The 20,883-nt window shown below is 63.7% G+C and carries 22 protein-coding genes; 8 read left to right on the forward strand and 14 right to left on the reverse strand.

Going from position 1 to position 20,883, the window contains the following annotated elements:
* Positions 1-3: 3 nt before the first annotated feature.
* The 3 genes from argJ (at position 4) to PSAL_RS13435 (ending at position 2,091) form a co-directional block, all read left to right on the forward strand.
* Positions 4-1,233: a bifunctional glutamate N-acetyltransferase/amino-acid acetyltransferase ArgJ gene (gene argJ / locus PSAL_RS13425; RefSeq protein WP_119841130.1), complete on the forward strand. Its 1,230-nt coding sequence runs from the start codon at positions 4-6 to the stop codon at positions 1,231-1,233.
* Complete coding sequence (locus tag PSAL_RS13430; RefSeq protein WP_119841131.1) at positions 1,230-1,631, forward strand: (deoxy)nucleoside triphosphate pyrophosphohydrolase; 402 nt, start codon at positions 1,230-1,232, stop codon at positions 1,629-1,631. The genes argJ and PSAL_RS13430 overlap by 4 nt, the downstream gene beginning before the upstream one ends.
* A gap of 319 nt (positions 1,632-1,950) precedes the next feature.
* Positions 1,951-2,091 (forward strand): hypothetical protein, encoded by a 141-nt coding sequence (locus PSAL_RS13435; RefSeq protein ID WP_196222915.1) that lies wholly within the window; start codon positions 1,951-1,953, stop codon positions 2,089-2,091.
* A gap of 167 nt (positions 2,092-2,258) precedes the next feature.
* On the opposite strand, the gene infB is transcribed toward PSAL_RS13435, so the two are convergent.
* The 5 genes from infB to pip form a co-directional block, all read right to left on the reverse strand.
* Complete coding sequence (gene infB, locus PSAL_RS13440; protein ID WP_119841132.1) at positions 2,259-4,757, reverse strand: translation initiation factor IF-2; 2,499 nt, start codon at positions 4,755-4,757, stop codon at positions 2,259-2,261.
* A gap of 46 nt (positions 4,758-4,803) precedes the next feature.
* On the reverse strand, positions 4,804-5,394 hold the full coding sequence (locus tag PSAL_RS13445) for an RNA-binding protein (RefSeq protein WP_119841133.1): 591 nt from the start codon (positions 5,392-5,394) through the stop codon (positions 4,804-4,806).
* A 25-nt stretch (positions 5,395-5,419) separates the two neighbouring features.
* Positions 5,420-7,042 carry a transcription termination factor NusA gene (gene nusA / locus PSAL_RS13450; RefSeq protein ID WP_119841134.1) on the reverse strand — a complete coding sequence of 541 codons (1,623 nt, stop codon included), beginning with the start codon at positions 7,040-7,042 and terminating at the stop codon, positions 5,420-5,422.
* A gap of 5 nt (positions 7,043-7,047) precedes the next feature.
* Positions 7,048-7,635, reverse strand: coding sequence for a ribosome maturation factor RimP (gene rimP, locus PSAL_RS13455; protein ID WP_196222916.1), 588 nt, complete (start codon positions 7,633-7,635; stop codon positions 7,048-7,050).
* Between the two features lie 259 nt (positions 7,636-7,894).
* Positions 7,895-8,863: a prolyl aminopeptidase gene (gene pip, locus PSAL_RS13460; RefSeq protein WP_119841136.1), complete on the reverse strand. Its 969-nt coding sequence runs from the start codon at positions 8,861-8,863 to the stop codon at positions 7,895-7,897.
* A gap of 92 nt (positions 8,864-8,955) precedes the next feature.
* On the opposite strand from pip, the gene ubiG reads away from it, so the two are divergent.
* Positions 8,956-9,702, forward strand: a complete 747-nt coding sequence (ubiG, locus tag PSAL_RS13465) for a bifunctional 2-polyprenyl-6-hydroxyphenol methylase/3-demethylubiquinol 3-O-methyltransferase UbiG (protein WP_119841211.1) — start codon at positions 8,956-8,958, stop codon at positions 9,700-9,702.
* 136 nt (positions 9,703-9,838) lie between these two features.
* Positions 9,839-10,873, forward strand: a complete 1,035-nt coding sequence (locus PSAL_RS13470; protein WP_119841137.1) for a sodium:calcium antiporter — start codon at positions 9,839-9,841, stop codon at positions 10,871-10,873.
* 10 nt (positions 10,874-10,883) lie between these two features.
* Here PSAL_RS13470 and PSAL_RS13475 read toward each other — a convergent pair whose 3' ends face one another.
* Genes PSAL_RS13475 through PSAL_RS13490 form a run of 4 tightly spaced genes read right to left on the reverse strand, consistent with a single transcriptional unit; the run spans position 10,884 to position 13,206 of the window.
* Positions 10,884-11,327: a MarR family winged helix-turn-helix transcriptional regulator gene (locus PSAL_RS13475; protein ID WP_119841138.1), complete on the reverse strand. Its 444-nt coding sequence runs from the start codon at positions 11,325-11,327 to the stop codon at positions 10,884-10,886.
* On the reverse strand, positions 11,324-12,157 hold the full coding sequence (locus PSAL_RS13480) for a carbon-nitrogen hydrolase family protein (protein WP_119841139.1): 834 nt from the start codon (positions 12,155-12,157) through the stop codon (positions 11,324-11,326). Before PSAL_RS13480 ends, PSAL_RS13475 begins: the two co-directional genes overlap by 4 nt.
* Positions 12,154-12,414: a glutaredoxin 3 gene (gene grxC, locus PSAL_RS13485; RefSeq protein ID WP_119841140.1), complete on the reverse strand. Its 261-nt coding sequence runs from the start codon at positions 12,412-12,414 to the stop codon at positions 12,154-12,156. Before grxC ends, PSAL_RS13480 begins: the two co-directional genes overlap by 4 nt.
* A 33-nt stretch (positions 12,415-12,447) precedes the next feature.
* Positions 12,448-13,206 carry a double zinc ribbon domain-containing protein gene (locus tag PSAL_RS13490; protein ID WP_119841141.1) on the reverse strand — a complete coding sequence of 253 codons (759 nt, stop codon included), beginning with the start codon at positions 13,204-13,206 and terminating at the stop codon, positions 12,448-12,450.
* On the opposite strand from PSAL_RS13490, the gene PSAL_RS13495 reads away from it, so the two are divergent.
* A complete protein-coding gene (locus PSAL_RS13495) occupies positions 13,205-14,032 on the forward strand; it encodes a methyltransferase domain-containing protein (RefSeq protein WP_119841142.1) in 828 nt (275 codons plus the stop codon). The genes PSAL_RS13490 and PSAL_RS13495 overlap by 2 nt on opposite strands.
* 75 nt (positions 14,033-14,107) lie before the next feature.
* The gene (gene hemH, locus PSAL_RS13500; protein ID WP_119841143.1) at positions 14,108-15,139 is read left to right on the forward strand and encodes a ferrochelatase; all 1,032 of its coding nucleotides are present in this window, start codon (positions 14,108-14,110) and stop codon (positions 15,137-15,139) included.
* A gap of 131 nt (positions 15,140-15,270) precedes the next feature.
* Here hemH and PSAL_RS13505 read toward each other — a convergent pair whose 3' ends face one another.
* A complete protein-coding gene (locus tag PSAL_RS13505) occupies positions 15,271-15,453 on the reverse strand; it encodes a hypothetical protein (protein WP_119841144.1) in 183 nt (60 codons plus the stop codon).
* Positions 15,454-15,598: 145 nt separating this feature from the next.
* A complete protein-coding gene (locus PSAL_RS13510) occupies positions 15,599-16,234 on the reverse strand; it encodes a L,D-transpeptidase (RefSeq protein WP_119841145.1) in 636 nt (211 codons plus the stop codon).
* Between the two features lie 162 nt (positions 16,235-16,396).
* Between PSAL_RS13510 and dalA the strand changes: the two genes are divergently transcribed.
* Positions 16,397-16,963: a divisome-associated lipoprotein DalA gene (gene dalA, locus PSAL_RS13515; protein WP_119841146.1), complete on the forward strand. Its 567-nt coding sequence runs from the start codon at positions 16,397-16,399 to the stop codon at positions 16,961-16,963.
* Between the two features lie 147 nt (positions 16,964-17,110).
* Here the strand turns inward: dalA and PSAL_RS13520 are convergent, their stop codons facing one another.
* The 3 genes from PSAL_RS13520 to PSAL_RS13530 all read right to left on the reverse strand — a co-directional run bounded on the left by PSAL_RS13520 (position 17,111) and on the right by PSAL_RS13530 (position 20,785).
* The gene (locus PSAL_RS13520; RefSeq protein ID WP_119841147.1) at positions 17,111-17,596 is read right to left on the reverse strand and encodes a L,D-transpeptidase family protein; all 486 of its coding nucleotides are present in this window, start codon (positions 17,594-17,596) and stop codon (positions 17,111-17,113) included.
* Between the two features lie 78 nt (positions 17,597-17,674).
* A complete protein-coding gene (locus PSAL_RS13525; protein WP_119841148.1) occupies positions 17,675-18,907 on the reverse strand; it encodes a class I SAM-dependent RNA methyltransferase in 1,233 nt (410 codons plus the stop codon).
* Between the two features lie 39 nt (positions 18,908-18,946).
* A complete protein-coding gene (locus PSAL_RS13530; protein ID WP_196222917.1) occupies positions 18,947-20,785 on the reverse strand; it encodes an ABC transporter ATP-binding protein in 1,839 nt (612 codons plus the stop codon).
* Between the last annotated feature and the right edge of the window lie 98 nt (positions 20,786-20,883).

Here is a 20,883-nt window from a genome sequence, read left to right on the forward strand (position 1 = left end):
CCCATGGCCGGTAAGATCCCGACCTCGCCGCTGGCGCCTGCCGCCTTTCCCGACCTTCCGGTGATCGAGGGCGTGCGTTTCGCCACGATCGAGGCCGGCGTGCGCTACAAGGGCCGCCGCGACGTGATGCTGGCCGAGCTTGCGCCCGGCAGCACGGTGGCCGGGGTCTTTACCCGGTCGAAAACCCGTGCCGCGCCGGTGCTGGATTGCCAGGAAAAGATCGGGCTGGACAGCGCGGGCGGTGCGGCCATCGTGGTCAATTCCGGCAATGCCAACGCCTTTACGGGTCGTAACGGAACCGAGGCCACCCGCGCGGTGACCTCGGCCACCGCTGCCGCCCTGGGGCTGGACGAAACGCGGGTCTTCTCGTCCTCCACCGGGGTGATCGGGGAACCGCTGCCACATGACCGGGTGACGGCGAAACTGGGCGACCTGAAGGCCGCCCTGGACCCCGCCAAGATCGAAGAAGCCGCCCGCGCCATCATGACCACCGACACCTTCCCCAAGGGGGCCAAGGCCGAGGTGGTGATGGAAGGCGGTCGGGTGAAGATCGCCGGGATCGCCAAGGGCTCCGGCATGATCGCGCCCGACATGGCGACGATGCTGGTCTATATCTTTACCGATGCGCAGATCGAACGTTCCGTCCTGCAGGACATGCTGGGCGCGCTGACCGACGTGACCTTCAACTGCATCACCGTGGACAGCGACACATCGACCTCGGACACGCTGCTGATGGCTGCCACGGGCGCCTCCGGCGTCGTGGTGACCGAGGAAAGCACGGGCTTCATCGAGGCGCTGCGAGGCGTGATGCTGGACCTGGCGCATCAGGTGGTGAAGGACGGCGAGGGGGCGACGAAATTCGTCGAGATCCATGTGACCGGCGCGGCCTCGGATGCCGATGCCCGCACACATGCCATGGCCATCGCCAATTCCCCCCTGATCAAGACCGCCATCGCCGGTGAGGACCCCAACTGGGGCCGCGTCGTCATGGCGATCGGCAAGAGCGGCGCCGATGCGGACCGGGACCTTCTGACCATCCGCTTTGGCGATGTGCTGGTCGCGGAAAACGGCTGGGTGTCCCCCGACTACCGGGAAGAGCAGGGTGCTGCGGTGATGAAACGGCAGGAGATCCCGATCTCCGTCGATCTTGGCCTTGGCGGCGGAACGGCGACGGTCTGGACCTGCGATCTGACCCATGGGTACATTTCGATCAACGCGGATTACCGGTCTTGACCAAGGTCCTGCTGGTATCTGCCGTTGCGCTGATCGACGTGGATGGCCGGGTGCTGCTGGCGCAGCGCCCGGAAGGCAAGTCGCTGGCCGGGCTGTGGGAATTTCCCGGCGGCAAGGTCGAAGCCGGGGAAAGCCCCGAAGCGGCCCTGGTGCGCGAATTGCACGAAGAGCTGGGGATCGAGACGTGGAATTCCTGCCTGGCACCCCTGACCTTCGCCAGCCACGCCTACGACGATTTCCACCTGCTGATGCCGCTGTTCGCCTGCCGTCGCTGGGACGGCATTCCCAGGGGCCGCGAGGGCCAGGTGCTGAAGTGGGTGCGCGCGGCGGACCTGAAGAATTATCCGATGCCGCCTGCCGATGTGCCGCTGATTCCGATCCTGCGCGACTGGCTTTGACCGCAACTTTGGCGGCCGGAAGCGAATCACCTGCCGGGACCGCCGGGTGAAGCGCCTGCTACACAGGGCCGCGCGCCGTACGATCCATGACAAATCCAAGATATTGGGCGATTGCTCAAGTATGCGGCACAATTCCGCTTGCACACATCTGAAAGGTCAACCGATTTTCGCGGCGGTGCAGCGAGGTTTCTGCGGTGCGGCGGATTTTTATGCAGTTAATATGTCCTGAATGTGAATTTTGCGTAATTATTAGATGCCACGTTAACAATTCCTCGCTTATAAAGGTCTCAGGAATACAGATCATATGGGAGAGGACACCATGCTTAAGACCATCACCTTCGGTACTTGCGTCTCTGTTCAGGGCACTTTCGTGCGCGCCCTCCCGAACGGAAAAGTTGAAGTCCGTGTCGGGCAGAAACTGTTTGCCGGTTCGCCGGTTGGACAGACCGCTGCAGCCTGAACAAAGCCAAGACATAACTTTCGAAAAGGGGCAGCCGGCGCTGCCCCTTTTCTTTTGTGCCATGTCCCTGCGAAATCCCAGCCACGGCAAACCCTGACAGGAAAGCCCCGAAAGAAACGAAAAAGGCCCGGCGAAACCGCCGGGCCTTTTCTTCAAGTTCTGTCGGATCAAAGCGTCCGGGTGACCTCTTCGCGGGTGAAGATCTCGATCACATCGCCGGGACGGATGTCTTCGTAGTTCTCGAAGGCCATACCGCATTCCTGACCGGATTGAACCTCGGACACTTCGTCCTTGAAGCGCTTCAGGGTCTTCAGCGTGCCTTCGTGGATCACCACGTCGTCGCGCAGCAGACGCACACCGGCGGACCGACGCGCCACACCTTCGGTGACCAGGCAACCGGCGACCTTGCCGACGTTGGAGACCTTGAAGACCTCCTTGATGCTGGCATAACCGATGAAGTTCTCGCGGATCTCGTTGGACAGCAGGCCCGAGGCCGCCGCCTTCACGTCGTCCACGAGGTCATAGATCACGCTGTAATAGCGGATCTCGACACCCTTCTGGTTGGCCGCCTGACGCGCAGGCGCATTGGCCCGGACGTTGAAGCCGAAGACTGGCGCACCGGAGGCTTCCGCCAGGCCGATATCGCTTTCCGTGATGGCGCCGACACCCGAATGCAGAACCCGCACGCGGACCTCGTCGTTGCCGATCTTTTCCATCGCCTGAACGATCGCCTCGGCAGAGCCCTGCACGTCGGCTTTCATGATGATCGGCAGTTCGGTGACGTTCTTGTCGTCCTTCGCCTTGGCCATCAATTGTTCCAGCGTCGTGGCTGCGCCCGCCGCCGCACGTTTTTCACGTGCGAGGTTGGAACGGTATTCCGCGATCTCGCGGGCCTGCGCTTCGGTCGCGACGACGTTCAAGACGTCACCGGCTTCGGGTGTGCCGTTGAGGCCGAGGACCTCGACCGGAACCGAGGGGCCGGCTTCGGGGACACGTTCGCCCTTGTCGTTCACCAGGGCGCGGACCTTGCCGTATTGCTCACCGACGACAAAGATGTCGCCCTGACGCAGCGTGCCGCGCTGAACGAGAACCGTCGCGACGGGGCCACGGCCTACGTCAAGCTGGGCTTCGATCACGGCACCTTCGGCGGCCCGGTTCGGGTTCGCCTTCAGTTCCAGGATCTCGGATTGCAGCGCGATGGCTTCCAGCAGCGTGTCCAGACCGGTGCCGTTGATGGCCGAAACTTCGACATCCTGCACTTCGCCGGACATCTTTTCGACCACAACTTCGTGTTGCAGCAGTTCTGCACGCACCTTGTCGGCGTTGGCAGCCGGGCGGTCGATCTTGTTGATCGCCACGATCATCGGAACACCGGCGGCCTTGGCGTGATTGATCGCCTCGACCGTCTGCGGCATGACCGAATCATCCGCGGCAACAACCAGAACCACGATATCCGTCACCTGCGCGCCACGGGAGCGCATGGAGGTGAAGGCCGCGTGGCCGGGCGTGTCGAGGAAGCTCAGCACGGTGCCGGAGTCGGTCGTGACCTGGTAGGCGCCGATGTGCTGGGTGATCCCGCCGGCTTCGCCCGACACGACCTTGGTCTTGCGGATCGCATCCAGAAGCGAGGTCTTGCCGTGGTCGACGTGGCCCATGATCGTGATGACCGGGGGACGCGATTGCAGATCTTCGGCGGCGTCGTCTTCGGTCTTGGTGATGACGTCTTCGACATCGGCATCCGACACACGCTGCATGCGGTGGCCGAATTCCTCGACGATCAGATCAGCGGTATCCTGGTCGATGGTCTGGTTCTGCGTGACCATCATGCCCATGTTCATGAGCGACTTGATCACGTCGCCGACCCGTTCGGCCATCCGGTTGGCAAGTTCTGCCACGGTGATCGCGTCAGGGACCTGGACGTCGCGCACGACTTTCTCGCGATGGACGGGGCCGCCCATGGCCTTCTGACGGGCGCGTTCCTGCTTGCGTTTCATCGCAGCCATGGATTTCTGACGCCCGCCTTCGCCGCCCGAAAGCGCCTGGTTCAGGGTCAGTTTACCGGAACGGCGGCCATCGTCGCCACGATTCTTGCGGCTGTTGCGATCGTCGCGGTCATTGGCGCGCTCGGGGCCGGGCTTCGCCTTGTTGCCGGGCACGGCCTTGCCGGGGCCGCCACGTGCGGCTGCCGGGGCGGCTTCTTCGGCGGGGGCGGCAGCGGCCTGGGCAGCGCGCTTGGCGGCCTCTTCGGTCTCGCGGCGCTTGCGATCTTCTTCTTCCGCCTTGGCGCGTGCCTTTTCCTCGGCCTCGCGCTGTTCGCGTTCCTTCAGCTCCGCCTCTTCACGGCGGCGCATACGTTCTTCTTCGCGGGCCTTTTCGTGGGCCTCACGTTGCGCGGCCTCGACGACCTCACGTGCCTTGGCGGCCTGGACTGCCTTCAGACGGCGTTCCATCTCGGAATCGGTAATGCCGGCGGGCCGGCGCGACGGATCACCGCCCACCATCCCGACGCCCTTGCCCGAGCTCGGCTTGGGTGCGACGACGCGTTTGCGCTTGGTCTCGACCACGACATTCTTGGTGCGGCCATGGCTGAAGCTCTGCTTCACGTTCCCCGGACGGGACCCGCCACCACGTACACCCAATGTCTTTTTGCCGTCGTTATCGCTCATGTGGCTCATTCTTCCTTTCAGGCGGGACCCTCCCGCCTCTGCGTCGTCAGACCCGCAGACCCTTGAGTCTTGCGGCCTCCTCTACAACACGTTTGCTCAAACCGCCAGTTCCTAAGGCGGCGTGTATGACAGTTTCCCGGCCAAAGGCCAAGCCCAGCTCGTTTGCGGTCAACCAGCCTATGAAATCGCCACCGTAAGGGGTCGACAATTTCGATTTGCCGCGACCGGATCCGTCCGAGGCCTGGATCAGCACCGAGGCCTCTTCCTTGTACAGCCAATCCTTGACCTTCTCGTATCCTCCGACCGCGTGGCCCGACTTGCGGGCCAGGGCCAGCAGGTCAGTCACACGGCGCAGAAGCTGGGCCTCGATCACCCCGATGACGTCATCGGGCAGCGTGACCTTGGTCCGGGCCGCCTTGGCGAAGAGCTTTTTCTTCACCGCAGTTTCGAGAACCTCGCGCTGCGAGGAAACCCAGATGCCCCGGCCGGGCAGTTTTTCCATGATGTCGGGCACGATCAGATCGTCGGGCCCGACAACGAACCGGATGAGGCCGCCTTTCGGCTGAACCTCTCCGGTCACGATGCATTTGCGTTCCGGACCGTCTTCGCGGTCCTTATCCGTTCCACCGCGCGACATATCAGGCGCCTCCGGTTCCAGGGCCCTAGACCCCGGTCTCCTCGGAATCGCTGTCCTCCGCGTCGTCGTCTTCGACGTCCGGGTCCAGTTCTTCCGGGGCCACCCAGCCAAGCAGGACACGGGCGGTCATGATCAGGGTCTGTGCCTCTTCGAGGGACATCTCGAATTTCTCGAGCAAACCGTCGTCCTTGACGCGTTCCCCGTCGACCGTCGTCCAGCCACCGGCCAGTTCCCAGTCCGCACAGGTCGCGAAATCTTCGAGGGTCTTCACGCCGTCCTCGGCAAGTGCCTCTACCATCTGGGGTGTCAGGCCTTCGAATTCAACAAGGCTGTCCTCGACACCCAGTTCGCGGGCGTGATCGAGCGCTGCCTTGGCCTGAGCTTCCAAGTGATCGCGGGCACGGGCCTGCAGTTCGCCGGCGGTGTCTTCGTCGACGCCGTCGATGACCAGAAGCTCACCCGCTTCGACATAGGCGACTTCTTCGAGGTTGGTGAAGCCTTCGGAGACCAGGAGCTGGGCAAAGAATTCGTCGACGTCCAGGGTATCCATGAACAGCTGCGTGCGCAGTTCGAATTCCTTCTGGCGACGCGCGGATTCTTCTTCCTCGGTCATGATGTCGATGTCGAGCGCGGTGAGCTGCGAGGCAAGACGCACGTTCTGACCGCGACGACCGATGGCCAGCGACAGCTGTTCCTCGGGCACCACGACTTCGATCCGCTCGGCGTCTTCATCGAAGACAACCTTGGAGACCTCGGCCGGTTGCAGCGCGTTGACCAGGAAGGTCGGCAGATCTTCGGACCAGGGGATGATATCGATCTTTTCGCCCTGCAGTTCGTTCACCACGGCCTGCACGCGGGAACCCCGCATGCCGACGCAGGCGCCGACAGGGTCGATCGAACTGTCATAGGAGATCACGGCGATCTTGGCGCGCGAACCGGGGTCACGGGCCACGGCCTTGATCTCGATGATGCCGTCGTAGATCTCGGGCACTTCCATCTTGAACAATTCGGCCATGAATTCCGGCGCGGTGCGCGACAGGAAGATCTGCGGACCACGGGCCTCGCGGCGCACGTCCTTGATGAAACAGCGGATCCGGTCGTTGGGACGATAGGCTTCGCGGCCGATCTTTTCGTTGCGGCGCAGGATGGCTTCGCCACGGCCCACGTCGACGATGACGTTGCCGTATTCCTCGCGCTTGACGACGCCGTTGATGATCGTGCCGGCGCGGTCCTTGAATTCTTCGAACTGGCGATCACGCTCGGCTTCGCGGACCTTCTGCAGGATGACCTGCTTGGCCGATTGTGCGGCGATCCGACCCATTTCGACGGGCGGGACCTCTTCCACGAAGGTCTGACCGATCTGGGGGTCGGCCATGTATTGCTTGGCTTGCTTGACGGTCATCTCGGACTGGTAGTTTTCCAGATCCTCGTCTTCGACCACGGTGCGCACGCGGGTAAAGGTCGCCCGGCCCGTCTTGCGGTCGATGGCCACGCGGATGTCCATTTCCGAGCCGTAGCGCGACTTGGCCGCGCGGGCGAGGGATTCTTCCATCGCCTCGACCACGAGGCCGGGGTCGATCATCTTTTCGCGTGCGACGGCTTCCGCGGTCTGCAGCAGTTCTAGCTGGTTGGCTGAGGTGATGGCCATTGTACTCAGTTCTCCTCGGAACCCGGATCGGTGTCGATCTCGTCAAATTGGTCTTCGTTCAGGATGCCCGCATCCTTGCGGGCCTTCAGCATCTGTTTGATGAGCTCGTCGGTCAGGACCAGCTTGGCCTCGGCGAGCCAGTCGAAGGACAGGCCAACGGTAACTTCCGCGCCCTGGTCTTCGATGTTGATCAGCACGTCATTGCCTTCGATCCCCGCCAACACGCCCTTGAACCGCTTGCGGCCGTCGATCAGTTCGGAAGTCTCTATCCGGGCGTCGTAGCCTTCGTAGGTGTCGAAATCCTTTAGACGGGTCAGCGGGCGGTCGATGCCGGGGCTGGACACCTCGAGGTTATAGGTCTCGGTGATGGGGTCCTCGACATCGAGCGTTGCGGCAACGGCGTTCGAGATCCGGGCACATTCGTCGACCTCGATCCCGCCGCCGGGGCGCTCGGACATGATTTGAAGAGTTTTCACCGAATTGTTCCCGCCCAGCAGGCGGACCCGAACGAGTTCGAACCCCAGGTCTTCGATGACTGGGGTAATGATCTCGGCCAGGCGGCGGTCGATAGCGGTCTTGGCGATAAGGTCCATGCGGACTCCGGGCACAAAAAAACGGGCGCGCGGCCCGTCGTGCATCCGGTTGGAGCGTCAGTCCGAGAGGCCCGACACGCCGCTGTTGAGGGGGATATACGCCTGCTTTGCACGAATCGCAAGGGGGGCTGGAAAGCGGGTCGGGAAATGGCCGGGGCGGGACCCTCGGCAAGCGGGTTCTGGGGCTCTGCCCCGCCTCCCTGCGGGAGCCTCCCCGGGATATTTGGAACAGGGAAACGGGGCCGGGGTCGCCCCCGTGTCAGCCGCGTCCGATGGTGTTCATGATCTCTACCAGGCGGGCGGAAATGCCGGGTTCGGAAAGGGCGTGGCCAGCGTCGCGGATCATCGACAATTCTGCGCCGGGCCAGGCGCGGGCGATGGCATGGGCGGTTTGCGGCGGGCAGATCATGTCGTAGCGGCCCTGCACGATATGGCCGGGAATATGAGCAATGCGCGGCATGTGGGCGAGGATCTGGCCTTCTTCGAGCCAGCCGAGGTGGGTGAAGTAGTGGTTTTCCAGCCGGGCGAAGGCGCGGGCGTACTGGCCGGGCGGTTCGCCGCCGTTTCCTGTGGATCGGACAGAAGCCAGCGCATTTTCCCAGGCCGACCAGGTCTTGGCATATCGGATCTCTTCGGCCTGATCGCCACTGAACAGGCGGCGGTGGTAGGCGCCGATCATGTCGCTGCGTTCGGATTGCGGGATCGGGTCCGCAAAACGGGCCCAGGTTTCGGGCCAGAAGGCCGCGGCGCCACCGCCATAGAACCAGTCGAGTTCCGGCGTGGTCATGGTGAAGACGCCGCGCAGGATCAGGTGAGTCGTGCGCTCGGGGTGTTCCTGCGCGTAGATCAGCGACAGGGTCGCGCCCCAGCTGCCGCCGAAGACAGCCCAGGCCGCGATACCGAGGGTTTCGCGGATCTTTTCAATGTCGCGCACCAGATGCCAGGTGGTATTGGCCTCGACACTGGCATGGGGGCGCGAACGGCCGCAGCCGCGCTGGTCGAACAGCACCACGCGGTAGATCTCGGGGTCGAAATAGCGCCGCATCGCCGGAGAGCAGCCGCCGCCCGGACCGCCATGCAGCACCACGACAGGTATGCCATCGGGGTTGCCGGCCTGTTCGACATAAATGGAATGCCCCTCGCCCACCTCCAGCATCCGCTGGTCGAAAGGGTCGATCGGGGGAAACAGCAGCTGGCTTGCGCTTTTCTGACCCGAGTTCTTGTCCATCGTCGTCCCTTGCATAGATGCTTGTTACCGGGGGCCGAAACATGGCAGGCCCAATGGCAGGCAAGGGTCAGAATGACCGCAAGGAGCGCGGAATGCAAACCGACATAAACACCATCGATCCCGCCGAAGTCGCCAAGTTCGAAGCCATGGCGGCCGAATGGTGGGACCCGGCGGGCAAGTTCAAGCCACTGCACATGATGAACCCCGTGCGGCTGGATTACATCACCCGCCAGATCGCGGCGGAATTCGACCGCGACATGACCACGAAGACCCCGTTCGTCGGCATCCGCATCCTGGATATCGGCTGCGGCGGCGGGTTGCTGTGCGAACCCATGGCGCGGCTGGGTGCCACGGTCGTGGGCGCCGATGCGGCCGGGGGCAACATCCCCGTGGCGCAGGTCCATGCCGAACAATCGGGGCTGGAGATCGACTATCGCCACACCAGCGCCGAGGCCATGGCCCGGGACGGCGAGCAGTTCGACGTGGTCCTGAACATGGAGGTCGTCGAACATGTCGCCGATCCGCAGGCCTATCTGAACGCCTGCCACGATCTGCTGAAACCCGGCGGGTTGCACCTGTGTTCGACCATCAACCGCAATCCGAAAAGTTTCGGCATGGCGATTCTGGGTGCGGAATGGGTCATGCGCTGGCTGCCCAAGGGCACCCATGACTGGCAGAAATTCATCACCCCGGACGAGCTATACGGGCTGCTGCGCAAGGCCGGGTTGGAGCCGGTGGATCGCAAGGGCTATGTCTTCAACCCTTTGAGCTGGCAGTGGAAGATCAGCGACCGGGATCTGAGCGTGAACTACGTGACCGCCGCCCTGCGTCCCATCTGAGGGCTGCGGCGCGCGGTTTGCGCGGGGGGCTTGCCCCCCGGGGATCGGGCGGGGCTCGATGCCCGGCGGGATCCCGTCGGCTGGAACAGCGCCGCAAGAAAGCGGAACCGGCAGCGGGTCGGGGCGTTGAGGCGCCATGATCGCTTCTCTTCCGCTGCCCGCCCTGCTTGCCATTTTCGCTGTTTCCGGTCTGGTGATTGCCGTGTCCGGCGTCATCATGACCGGCTATGCCGACAAGATTGCTGATCGTACCGGGTTGGGCGAAGCCATTGCGGGGGCCGTGATCCTCGGTGCGGCAACCTCGCTTTCGGGCACCGTGGTGTCGGTGAATGCGGCGCTGGAAGGGCGGGCGTCGCTCGCCTTCTCGAATTCGGTTGGAGGGATCGCGGCGCAGACGGCCTTTCTGGCGCTGGCCGACCTGGCGTTTCGGCGCGCCAATCTGGAACATGCCGCGGCAGAGTTGACCAATGTCGTGCAGGGTATCCTGCTGATCTTCCTGCTGTTGTTGCCCTTGTCCGCGCTCGTCACACCCGAGGTGACGCTTTTCGCCATTCACCCGGTCTCTTTCCTTATTCCGACGCTTTATATCGCGGGGCTGATGATCAGTCAGGCGGTGCGGGAAGAGCCCATGTGGCACCCGGTGAAAACCCGCGAAACGCGCACCGATGCGCCCGAGGAAGAAGAAGCCGGGACCGCCGACAAATCCAATATTCGGTTGTATGGCGAATTCGGCGGGTTGATGGGGCTGATGGCCCTGTCCGGCTGGGCAATCGGGCAAAGCGCCGGGGCCCTGACGGATATGCTGGACCTGTCGGGCGCACTGGTCGGCGCGCTGATGACGGCGGTTGTTACATCGCTGCCCGAGCTGGTCACGACGCTGGCCGCCGTGCGGCGTGGCGCGCTGCAGCTGGCCGTGGGGGGTATTATCGGGGGCAACACCTTTGACACGCTGTTCCTGCCGCTGTCGGATGCAGCCTATCGCGATGGGTCGCTTTACCACGCAGTCGGCATGGACGATTATTTCTGGATCGTGACCGCGCTGCTGATGACCGTGGCCCTGTTGGGCGGGCTGATCGTGCGCGAACGTCAGGGGCCGGCGGGGATCGGGTTCGATTCCCTTGCACTGCTGGGGATCTACGGCGGGGCGGCTGCGCTGACGATCCTCGCCTGAAAGCAACGCCCTAGCGGTCTTCCTCCAGCTTGGCGCGCAATTCGCGCAGCAGGGGCAGAACGGCGCGGATCTTGTCTTCGCCCAGATCGTCGAGGACCCCGGCAAACATCGGCGCAACTGCCGTCAGCGCATTGTCACGGGCTTGCCGACCAGCCGGGCTGATCGCCACCATCTTGCGCCGCGCATCGTCCCAATCGGGGCGGATATGGACGTAGCCGGCCCATTCCAGCTTTGACAGCGTGTTGGTCATCGCGCCGCGCGTGACGTGAAAGCTTTGGGCAAGCTGCGCCGGGCTTCGTTCCGCGTTGGCCCGGGCCAGATGGTTCAGCACGGAAAAATGCGACAGCTCCATTCCCTTGGGAAGAACTTTGCTCAGCCGGTTCCGGGTCATCTGGTCGGCGGCCAGGATTTCGGAGAACAACGCGATGGCTAGGGAACTACGGGCGTCGCTCATCGGTCTAGGCGGATCTCTCGGTCGTGGGTCAGGGTCGGCACGCGCGACCGGGCCGAGGCGACGGCCCCCGGATCAAGGTCGACATAACCGATGCCCGGCGCGGTGCCCATGTCCAGCAGCACCTCGCCCCAGGGGGCCACGGCCAGCGAATGACCATAGGTCTTGCGTTCGCGCCCTTCGGTACGGGGATGGGTACCGGTCTGAGCCGGGGCCAGCACATAGCAGCCGGTCTCGATGGCGCGGGCCCGCAACAGGGTGTGCCAATGCGCGGCACCCGTGACCGGCGAAAAGGCCGCCGGGCCGGTCAGGATCGTCGCCCCCGCCTGGGCCAGCATCCGGTGCAGGTAGGGAAAACGCACATCATAACAGACCGTCAGACCCAGCGTGCCAAAGGGCGTCTGGGCGACAACGGCGCGGGACCCGGGGCGGTAGCCGTCGGATTCGCGATAGGTCTCGGTCTCCGACACATCGACGTCGAACATGTGGATCTTGTCATACCAGGCCGCGATCTCGCCTTCCGGGGAAATCAGGAAGGACCGGTTGGCAAAACGCCCGTCCGCATCACCGGTCTTCACCCCGAGGGAGCCGATCAGCAACCAGATGCCAAGGTCTGCTGCCGTTTCGCGCAGCCCGGCAAGGGTGGGGTCGTCTTTCTGCAGGCACAGCACCGCATTCTGGCGGCTGCGCGACGAGGACAGGCAATTGCTGACCTCGGGCGTCAGCACGAAACCGGCGCCATTCTGCGCCGCCTCGACCACCATTGCGCGGATCATGGCCAGGTTGTCCTCCGGGCTGTCAGAGGAGGTGATCTGCAGAAGCGCGGCCTTCATACGCCTGAAATCAGGCTGTCGAGCTTGCCGGAACTGTCCAGCGCATAAAGGTCATCGCAGCCCCCGACATGGGTCGTGCCGACAAAGATCTGCGGCACCGATGTTCGGCCCGCAGCGCGTTGGGTCATCGCCGCGCGGCCTTCGGAATCGCCGGTCACGTCGATCTCGGAATAGGCCAGGCCCCTTTCGTCAAGCAGGCGCTTGGCGGCATGGCAGAAGCCGCAGAAGCGGGTGGTGTAGATCTCGATCTCTTGCATGGGAACTCCGACGGTCGTGCATTCGGCCCCAACCTAAGGCGCTTTGACCGCCCGCGCCAGAGCCAGCACCGAAACCGGCCCCGAACCGGCGTCGAGGCAGGCCCGCGTCGCCGCCGAAAATGTCGCCCCCGAGGTCATCACGTCGTCGATCAACAGCACCGGGCGGCCCACCAGCGCGGCGCGCCGGGCCGGGGTCACGACCAGGCGGTCCCCAAGGGCGGCAAAGCGGTCAGCCGCACTTTTGCCATCAAGGCTGGGCGTCGCGCGGGGACGGCACAGCAGGTCCGGCAGATCCAGCGCCCCGCGATCCTGCAAACGGCGCGCCAGTCGGCGCGAGATTTCGGCCGATTGGTTGTAGCCCCGGCTGACCCGTCGCCGCCAATGCAGCGGAATCGGCGCAACGATCATGCCGTCCTGCAAGAGTGGCGCGGCGGTATCGACCATCCAGAAGGCCGCCGGCGCGGCAATGTCCAGCCGGTCGCCATGTTTCAGGCCCAGCACCAACCGGCGGCCGAGGTCTTCGTAAAGCATCACCGCGCGGCCCCGATGCCAGGGGCGCGGCGTACGCAGGCAATCGTCGCAATGGGCGATCTCGTCCGGGTCGCCGCCGGGCAGCGGCGCGCCGCACAGGTCGCAGGCCAGCCCGCCGATGAAGGGCGTCTCGGCCCAGCAGGGACCGCAAAGGCCGAAATCGCTTTCCACGATGCCACCACAGCCAAGACAGCGCGCCGGGTAGACCAGTCGCAATGCCGTTTGAACTGCCCGGCCCAAGCGCCTATCTATCCGACCCATGACAACGCCCCTTCTGACCGATCCCAAAGCCCTCGCCGCCCGCCGCGCCCGCGCAACAGCGGACGGGCTGTTCCTGCATCACCGCGTGGCGGAGGATCTTCAGGATCGGATCAGTATCGTTAACAAGTCATTTACAGAGCCGGCCCTCGTCACGCCCTTCCCCGCGTTCTGGCAGGATCTGGCACAGGACTTCCCTGTCCGGCCCCGGCTGGTGCCCGCCACAGAAGTCCTTGATTTGGAATTGGAAAGCGCCGACCTGGTGTTGCATGTTCTGGACCTCCACTGGGCGAATGACCCGGTGGGGCAATTGATTCAGTGTCGGCGGGCCCTGCGGCCAGACGGGCTTTTCCTTGGGGTGCTGTTCGGCGGACGCACCCTGACCGAATTGCGCGAATGCCTTGGCCAGGCAGAGATCGAGGTAACCGGCGGGCTGTCACCACGCATCGCCCCCATGGGCGAAGTTCGCGACCTTGGCGGATTGCTGCAACGCGCCGGGCTGGCCCTGCCGGTGGCCGACAGCGAATTGGTGACGGTCAGCTTCAGTTCTCCCTACAAGCTGCTGGCGGATCTGCGCGCCATGGGCGAGGCCAATGCCCTGGCCGGTCGCCTGCGTCAGCCAACGCGCCGCGCGGTGATCCTGCGCGCAATGGCGCTTTACCTGCAGACCTACGGCGACAGCGACGGACGGGTCCCCGCGACCTTTGAAATGGTCACCCTGACCGGCTGGTCCCCCGATGCCTCGCAGCAGCAACCCCTGCGCCCCGGCTCGGCCAGGGCCTCGCTTGCGGATGCGCTCGGGACGCGGGAAACCCCGTTGAAAAGCTGAAACGCTACGACAGGCCGCATTGACCGGGGGTCTGGAATCCCTATTTGCGGACAAGACAGCAGCAGGAGACCGAAGATGGACCGAACCCAGGCGCCCGCCGATCACCCGAAGATTCCCGTCGAAAAGGTCGGGATCCTGCTGGCCAACCTCGGGACGCCGGACGGGACCGATTACTGGTCGATGCGGCGATACCTGTCTGAGTTCCTTTCGGATCAACGGGTTATCGACTACCCAAAATGGAAATGGCAACCCATCCTGCAGGGCATCATCCTGAGCATACGGCCCCAGAAAAGCGGTGCTGCCTATCGGTCGATCTGGAACGAAGAGGCCGATGAGAGCCCGCTTCTGACGATCACCAAGCAACAGCACGCGGCGTTGTCGGACAGCCTTCACGCGCGCTACGGCGACCAGGTGTTGGTCGATTACTGCATGCGTTATGGAAACCCATCGACGGCCTCCAAGGTCCGCGCGATGGTCGAGGCCGGGTGCAGCAAGATCCTGTTCTGCCCGCTGTATCCACAATATGCCGGGGCCACGACCGCCACCGCCAACGACCAGTTCTTTCGCGCACTGATGCAGGAAACCTGGCAACCGGCGGCCCGCACCCTGCCGCCCTATTTCGACAATCCCGCCTTTATCGACGCGCTGGCGCAGTCGGTGACCCGCGCCCTGCCGGATGGCCAGCCCGACCTGCTGATCTGTTCCTACCACGGGCTGCCGGAACGCTACCTGACGGCGGGTGACCCCTATCATTGCCACTGTCAGAAGACGACGCGACTGCTGCGCGAGAAGCTCGGCTGGGACAAGGACCGTGTACTGACGACCTTCCAGTCGAAGTTCGGCCCCGAAGAATGGCTGAAGCCTGCCACGGTGGACGAAGTCGCCCGGCAGGCAAAAGCCGGCAACCGGCGAATCGCGATCTGTGCCCCGGCGTTTTCGGCCGATTGCATCGAAACGCTGGAAGAGATCAATGAAGAGATTCGCGACAGCTTCATCGAAGCCGGCGGCGAAAGTTTTACCTATATCCCCTGCCTCAACGACGATGCTGCCCATATCGCAGCGCTGACGGATCGAATCGTGGCGAATCTGGCAGGTTGGCTGGACTAGGGACTGAAGCACCGGGGACTCGCGTACCGGGGACTGGCCCTGGCGCCCGAATCAGGCGGCGGAAGGCATTGGGCAAAGAAAAAAGGCGGTGGCAAAACCACCGCCTTCTCCATTTCCGACCAGGTCGAAAATTATTCGCTTGCAGCAACAGCTGCGATAACAGCCAGCAGGATCAGCGGCAGGATGATGCCGGACGACGAGCTGGTGGTTTCTTCGACGATGACCGGAGCTTCGATCACCGGCTCGGAATATGCACCGGCGGTGGCGGAAGTTGCGGCACCGGCCAGAACAGCGGCGAGAACGAGTTTCTTCATTTTATCCTCCAGATAAAGGCCTATCACGCGATAGTTGTACGCATACAGGCACCCAAGACGTACCTCGTGATTCAGATGTAAGCGGGACGGCCTGGAAAAATCAAATGGAAGATCGTTAAGACCCACTGACCACAGGGAAATGTCGTCAAATTAGCAACACCTGCGTACCGACATTGGTCAGCTCGAACAGCTCGGTGATATGCTCGTTGTAGAGCCCGATACAGCCATTGGAGGAACGGCGGCCGATCTTGCGAGTGTCGTGCGTGCCGTGGATACGGTAGTAGGTCCAGCTGAGATACAGCGCCAGCGGGCCCAGCGGATTGTCCGGCGCGCCGCCTTCGACGACCAGCGGCCATTCCGGGTTTCTTTCCCGCATCGACGGCGTCGGACGCCACGTAGGCGCGACCACCTTCTGGATGACCGAAGTCCGGCCACGGCGGGTCAGATCCTCGTTCAACGGCACCGATGTCGGGTACAGCTTGTAGATCGACTGGTCATCAGACCAGAAATGTAGTGCCCGCGACGAGAGATCGACAAGAACGGCGCCGTTCCTGGTGTTGTCGAAATAGGGCCGCCAATCCAACGTCCGGAAGGACGATATATTGTGACGGACCACCTCGTTCGGGTCACGCTCGACCTCGGTCGAGTTCTCGAAAGGGGTCGCATAATCGGACCCCTCGCCTGAGGACTGGCTTTGCGCCAGGGCCGGGCTGGCCAGCAGGGCCGCGCTGCCCGCAAGGAAGCCGCGGCGGGTCGGAAATTTAAACGGGGGGATGCTCATCACTGTCTCCGGCTTATCGGACGCTCCTGCTTATGGTATTGCGCTTTTGACGCGGTCGCAAATCAAACAAGTGTCAATGAACCAAATCACGGGCTTGTGCGTTTGAATCTGCTCATGCAGCACGGTAGTGCTAAACGAAGGCTATTCCCAAGCAGGATTTTCATGCGTCTTACCATTCTGATCTCGACCGCCCTCATCGCTCTCTCCGCTTGTGGACCTTCGCCGTCTTCACAGCCCCAGAGGCTTGGATCGGACGGAAAGCCGCTGCCGAAGCTGTACCGGATCCCGTCGCGCGCCGAAAATACCATCCCCTACGAGATGCTGGATTCGATCAACACCCTGCGCGCCGCCTCCGGCGCCGGTGCCGTGCAGCTGAATTCAGAGCTGACAGCCGCTGCAGCCACGCATGCAAAGGATATGTCGAACCAGAACCGCCCCTGGCACTTCGGGTCCGACGGGTCTTCGCCCATCGATCGGGTCCGCCGTGTCGGTTATTCCGGCGAACTGGTCGGAGAGACAATTTCCGAAACCTACGAGACCGAGCTGGAGACGCTTTCGGCCTGGATGGATCAGGAAGACACCCGGCGGATCATCCTGGACCCCGACGCCACCGACATGGGCTTCGCATGGTACCAGGAGAACACCGGCAAGATCTGGTGGACCATGGTCCTAGGGTCCTCCGGCACCATGGGTGCGGCGATGTCGCTGGCGCAATACACCACCGAATAGGGTGATTCGGTCCCTCGGAAAATGCCGATCCGGACCCCATGACCCCCTCGCGATACCGCCCGGAGAGACGCTGAACGGCGCTCCGGGCGTTTTCGTTTGCGATTTTCCGCCGAGGGGAAATGCCCCGCAAGGGGCCGGCTTTCGCCCTCAGGGATAGATGGCGATCTGGGTTCCGTCGCCGATCATCGCATAGATTTCCTCGATCTCTTCATTGGTCACGGCGATGCAGCCCGCGGTCCAGTCGTTGCCGGCGTTGCGGTACTTGTCCGGCTTGCCGTGGATGAAGATATCCCCGCCGGCATTTTGCCCATTGGCCTGCGCGAAGGCGAGGTCGTTGGGGTTGGGATAGGAAATCCCCACCGAAAGGTGAAACTGAGAATTCGGATTGCGCCGGTCGATGTAGTAGACCCCTTCCGGAGTCTTGCCATCGCCGCGGAACTGCTTGGCGCCGGTCGGCGCGAAGCCCAGCCCGATGTCATAGGCCTTCAGCACCTGATTGCCGTGCATAAGGTACATGCGGCGCTCTTGCTTGAAGACATAGACGCGGGTCACTTCCGGTCCGTCATAGGTCTCGAATTTGGAACAACTCGCCATGGTCAGCACCAGGACGAGGATCAACACTGCCCGTATCATCGTTTTTCCATCTGTTTTTTGATGTTTTCCGATGAAATTAGCAGAATCACGCCGATCAAAGAAGCCGCTAAATCGCCTTCACGCGGTTGTGAGAGTGAAACCGGCCACAAGTTCCACGTGAGACGACCAGCGGAACTGATCCACGACCTGAACCGTGCCCATGGAATAGCCCGCATCCAGTAGCACACGCGCGTCGCGGGCAAAGGTCACCGGGTTGCAGGACACGAAGGCGATCACCGGCACACCCGACAGGGCAAGTTCGCGGGTCTGTGCCTCGGCTCCGGCGCGGGGCGGGTCGATGACCACGGCGTCGATGCCCTTCAGATCCTCGGCCGCCAGCGGATTGCGGAACAGGTCACGCGCCCGCGCCTCAAGCCGATGCAGACCCCCGGCCCGCTTCCAGCCCGCCACCAGGGCCTCGGTCATGGCCGGGTCGCCTTCGACAGCCAGAACCTCGGCCCGTTCGGACAGGGGCAGGGCGAAGGTGCCGCAGCCGGCAAACAGGTCGGCCAGCTTGCGGGCGCCGGCGGTAATCTCGGTCACGGCGGCCAGCAGCGCGGCTTCGCCTTCCGCGGTCGCCTGCAGAAAGGCGCCCGGCGGCGGGGTCACACGCGCGCGACCAAAGCGTTGATCGGGGGACTGCCGGGTAACGATCACTTCGCCGTCCCAGGCCAGCCGGGCGATATCCTGCGCCTGCGCAGTTTCGGTCAAGGCAAAGCGCAGGGGTTCGTCCAGCGGCCTGCCCCCGGTGGCCGAGATGTCCAGCCCGCCTTCGGTCAGGGTCGCCTGCACGGCCAGTTCCCCCTTGCGACCACAGCCGGTCATGGCCAGCGCCTCGGCCACGGGGCGGGCGCGCATCAGGGCCGGATGCAGCAGTTTGCAGTCGGGGATTTCGACGATGACGCCAGAGGCACGACCGTGGAAACCAGACATCGCGCCGCCCTTGGTGCGCCGGGCCGACAGGGTGGCGCGCCGCCGCGATGCCGCCGGAGAGGTCACGACCGGGGCAAACTCCGCTGCGATCCCCTGGGCCTTCAGCGCCGTTTCGACGATGCCGCGTTTCCATGTCGCGACATAGCCATCACCCGCATGTTGCACCACGCAGCCACCGCAGGACCGGAAATGCCGACAGGGCGCCGCGACGCGGTCCTGCGAGGGCAGCACAATCTTGACGTTTTCCAGACGGTCGCCGTTCAGCGTGCCGGTGACGCGTTCGCCGGGCAGGGTCATCGGGGCAAAGACCGGGGTACGATCCGCGCCATGGGCCATGCCATCGCCATGATGGCCAAGTTTCTCGATCAGATATTCCATGGCCGTCTGGTTAAATGAGCCGCCGCCCACAGCAAAGCCCTATTCCGCCGCATCCCGTGTATCAAGGAAACCGCCCGACTGCCGCGACCAGTAGCGGGCATAGACGCCCTGTTGCTCCAGAAGGTCGCTGTGGCTGCCGATCTCGACGATCTCGCCGCCTTCCAGAACCACGATCCGATCCATGTGGGCGATCGTGGACAGGCGGTGCGCGATGGCCAGCACCGTCTTGCCCTCCATCACCCGTTCAAGAGCGGTCTGGATCTGCGCCTCGACTTCGCTGTCCAGCGCCGAGGTCGCCTCGTCCAGCACGAGAATCGGCGCATCCTTCAGAATGGCGCGGGCTAGGGCGATGCGCTGACGCTGCCCGCCGGACAGCTTCACACCGCGTTCGCCCAGCCGGGCCTCGTAGCCCTTGCGACCGCCGAAATCGATCAGATCGCGGATGAAATGATCCGCCTCGGCCTTGCGGGCGGCCTCGATCATCTGCTCTTCGCTGGCGTCGGGGCGACCATAGAGGATGTTTTCGCGGGCCGAGCGGTTGAACATGGCCGTGTCCTGCGTGACCAGGGCGATCTTCTGGCGCAGGCTGTCCTGCGTGACGGCGCTGATGTCCTGCCCGTCGATCACCACCTTGCCGCCCTCGGGGTCGTAAAGCCGCAGCAGCAGCGAAACCAGCGTCGACTTCCCCGCCCCCGAGGCACCGACGATGCCGATCTTTTCGCCCGGCGCGATGTCCAGATCGACTTGCTTCACGCCGCCCTTTTCCTGACCATAGGCGAAATTCACGTGATCGAAATGCACACGACCAGCCGGCACCTGCAGCGCCGTCGCGCCGTCGCGATCATACAGTCGCACAGCGCGACCCAGGGTCTCCATGCCATCCTCAACCTCGCCAATCGACCCATAGATCCCCATCAGGGAAAAGCTGACCCAACCGGTCATCTGTGCCATGCGCACGGAAATCGCCCCGGCGGCGACGATGTCGCCGACGCTGGCGGTGCCATTGGCCCAGAAGGCCAGCGCGCCGCCGACCAGAATCACCGGCAGGACGCCCCCCATCAGGGTCAGGATCGTGCGAAAGACCGAGGACAGGCGCCCAAAGCTGAGCGCGGCTTCGCGGAACCCCGAAAGCGCCTCCAGCGCCGCCTTGTCCTCGTGATCCGCGTGGGCGAACAACTTGACCGTCTTGATGTTGGTGATCGTGTCGACGATCTGCCCCGAGACCATGGCCCGCGCCGCCGCCCGCAGCCCCGCGCGCTGACGAATGCGCGGCATGAACCAGGCGATCAGCCCCAGGTACCCCACCAGCCAGATCGCGAAACCGACCCCGAGCCAGGCATTGATCGACAACATCAGCGCCACGGCCCCGCCGACCGAGGCAAGGGCAAAGGCCACCACGTTGATGCATTCGAAGGCCACATCGGTCATCGCCCGCGCCGTCTGCATCTGCTTCTGGCTGATCCGCCCGGCGAAATCATTGTCGAAATAGGTGACCGACTGGCCCATGGTCCAGCGATGCAGCCGCGACAGCACCAGCGTAAAGACATTCGGCTGGATGATCATCGCATTGGCCATGGTCGAGGCCCCGAAGAACAACGGCCGCGCGATCAGGAAGAACCCGACAGATCCGGCCAGCAGCACGATATTCTCCATCGAGAAAAAGCCTTCGGGCCCGGCGGCATCGGCGCCATCGACGACGCGGCCCAGAATCCAAGCCGTCCCGGCCTCCATCCCGCCGGCAAGGGCAGCCAGACATGCGGCCAGCGTCAACGCGGGAAAGGCCCCGCGCAGAAGCCAGATCATGAATTTCAACAGGGTGTCAGGAGGTGCGGTCCGGGCGATCTGGAACGGATCGATAAGCTTTTCTGGTTTCAACATGAGCGGCCTTTCCGGGCAGAATAAGGGACCGGGGCACGACCGGTTGCAAGGGCGAAGGCTGCAAGGCCGTCCTTGTGGCGGGATCGGGACCACGGGAC

The sequence above is a fragment of the Pseudooceanicola algae genome (genome assembly GCF_003590145.2).
Lineage (GTDB): Bacteria > Pseudomonadota > Alphaproteobacteria > Rhodobacterales > Rhodobacteraceae > Pseudooceanicola > Pseudooceanicola algae.

Coding starts and splice junctions, on each gene's coding strand:
- nusA (WP_119841134.1), bottom strand. CDS start 7,042: ATGGCCATCACCTCAGCCAACCAGCTAGAACTGCTGCAGACCGCGGAA.
- dalA (WP_119841146.1), top strand. CDS start 16,397: ATGCGTCTTACCATTCTGATCTCGACCGCCCTCATCGCTCTCTCCGCT.
- PSAL_RS13530 (WP_196222917.1), bottom strand. CDS start 20,785: ATGTTGAAACCAGAAAAGCTTATCGATCCGTTCCAGATCGCCCGGACC.
- infB (WP_119841132.1), bottom strand. CDS start 4,757: ATGAGCGATAACGACGGCAAAAAGACATTGGGTGTACGTGGTGGCGGG.
- grxC (WP_119841140.1), bottom strand. CDS start 12,414: ATGCAAGAGATCGAGATCTACACCACCCGCTTCTGCGGCTTCTGCCAT.
- PSAL_RS13525 (WP_119841148.1), bottom strand. CDS start 18,907: ATGGAATATCTGATCGAGAAACTTGGCCATCATGGCGATGGCATGGCC.
- argJ (WP_119841130.1), top strand. CDS start 4: ATGGCCGGTAAGATCCCGACCTCGCCGCTGGCGCCTGCCGCCTTTCCC.
- PSAL_RS13475 (WP_119841138.1), bottom strand. CDS start 11,327: ATGAGCGACGCCCGTAGTTCCCTAGCCATCGCGTTGTTCTCCGAAATC.
- PSAL_RS13490 (WP_119841141.1), bottom strand. CDS start 13,206: ATGGGTCGGATAGATAGGCGCTTGGGCCGGGCAGTTCAAACGGCATTG.
- rimP (WP_196222916.1), bottom strand. CDS start 7,635: ATGGACCTTATCGCCAAGACCGCTATCGACCGCCGCCTGGCCGAGATC.
- PSAL_RS13495 (WP_119841142.1), top strand. CDS start 13,205: ATGACAACGCCCCTTCTGACCGATCCCAAAGCCCTCGCCGCCCGCCGC.
- PSAL_RS13520 (WP_119841147.1), bottom strand. CDS start 17,596: ATGATACGGGCAGTGTTGATCCTCGTCCTGGTGCTGACCATGGCGAGT.
- pip (WP_119841136.1), bottom strand. CDS start 8,863: ATGGACAAGAACTCGGGTCAGAAAAGCGCAAGCCAGCTGCTGTTTCCC.
- PSAL_RS13505 (WP_119841144.1), bottom strand. CDS start 15,453: ATGAAGAAACTCGTTCTCGCCGCTGTTCTGGCCGGTGCCGCAACTTCC.
- PSAL_RS13445 (WP_119841133.1), bottom strand. CDS start 5,394: ATGTCGCGCGGTGGAACGGATAAGGACCGCGAAGACGGTCCGGAACGC.
- ubiG (WP_119841211.1), top strand. CDS start 8,956: ATGCAAACCGACATAAACACCATCGATCCCGCCGAAGTCGCCAAGTTC.
- hemH (WP_119841143.1), top strand. CDS start 14,108: ATGGACCGAACCCAGGCGCCCGCCGATCACCCGAAGATTCCCGTCGAA.
- PSAL_RS13435 (WP_196222915.1), top strand. CDS start 1,951: ATGCTTAAGACCATCACCTTCGGTACTTGCGTCTCTGTTCAGGGCACT.
- PSAL_RS13480 (WP_119841139.1), bottom strand. CDS start 12,157: ATGAAGGCCGCGCTTCTGCAGATCACCTCCTCTGACAGCCCGGAGGAC.
- PSAL_RS13510 (WP_119841145.1), bottom strand. CDS start 16,234: ATGAGCATCCCCCCGTTTAAATTTCCGACCCGCCGCGGCTTCCTTGCG.
- PSAL_RS13470 (WP_119841137.1), top strand. CDS start 9,839: ATGATCGCTTCTCTTCCGCTGCCCGCCCTGCTTGCCATTTTCGCTGTT.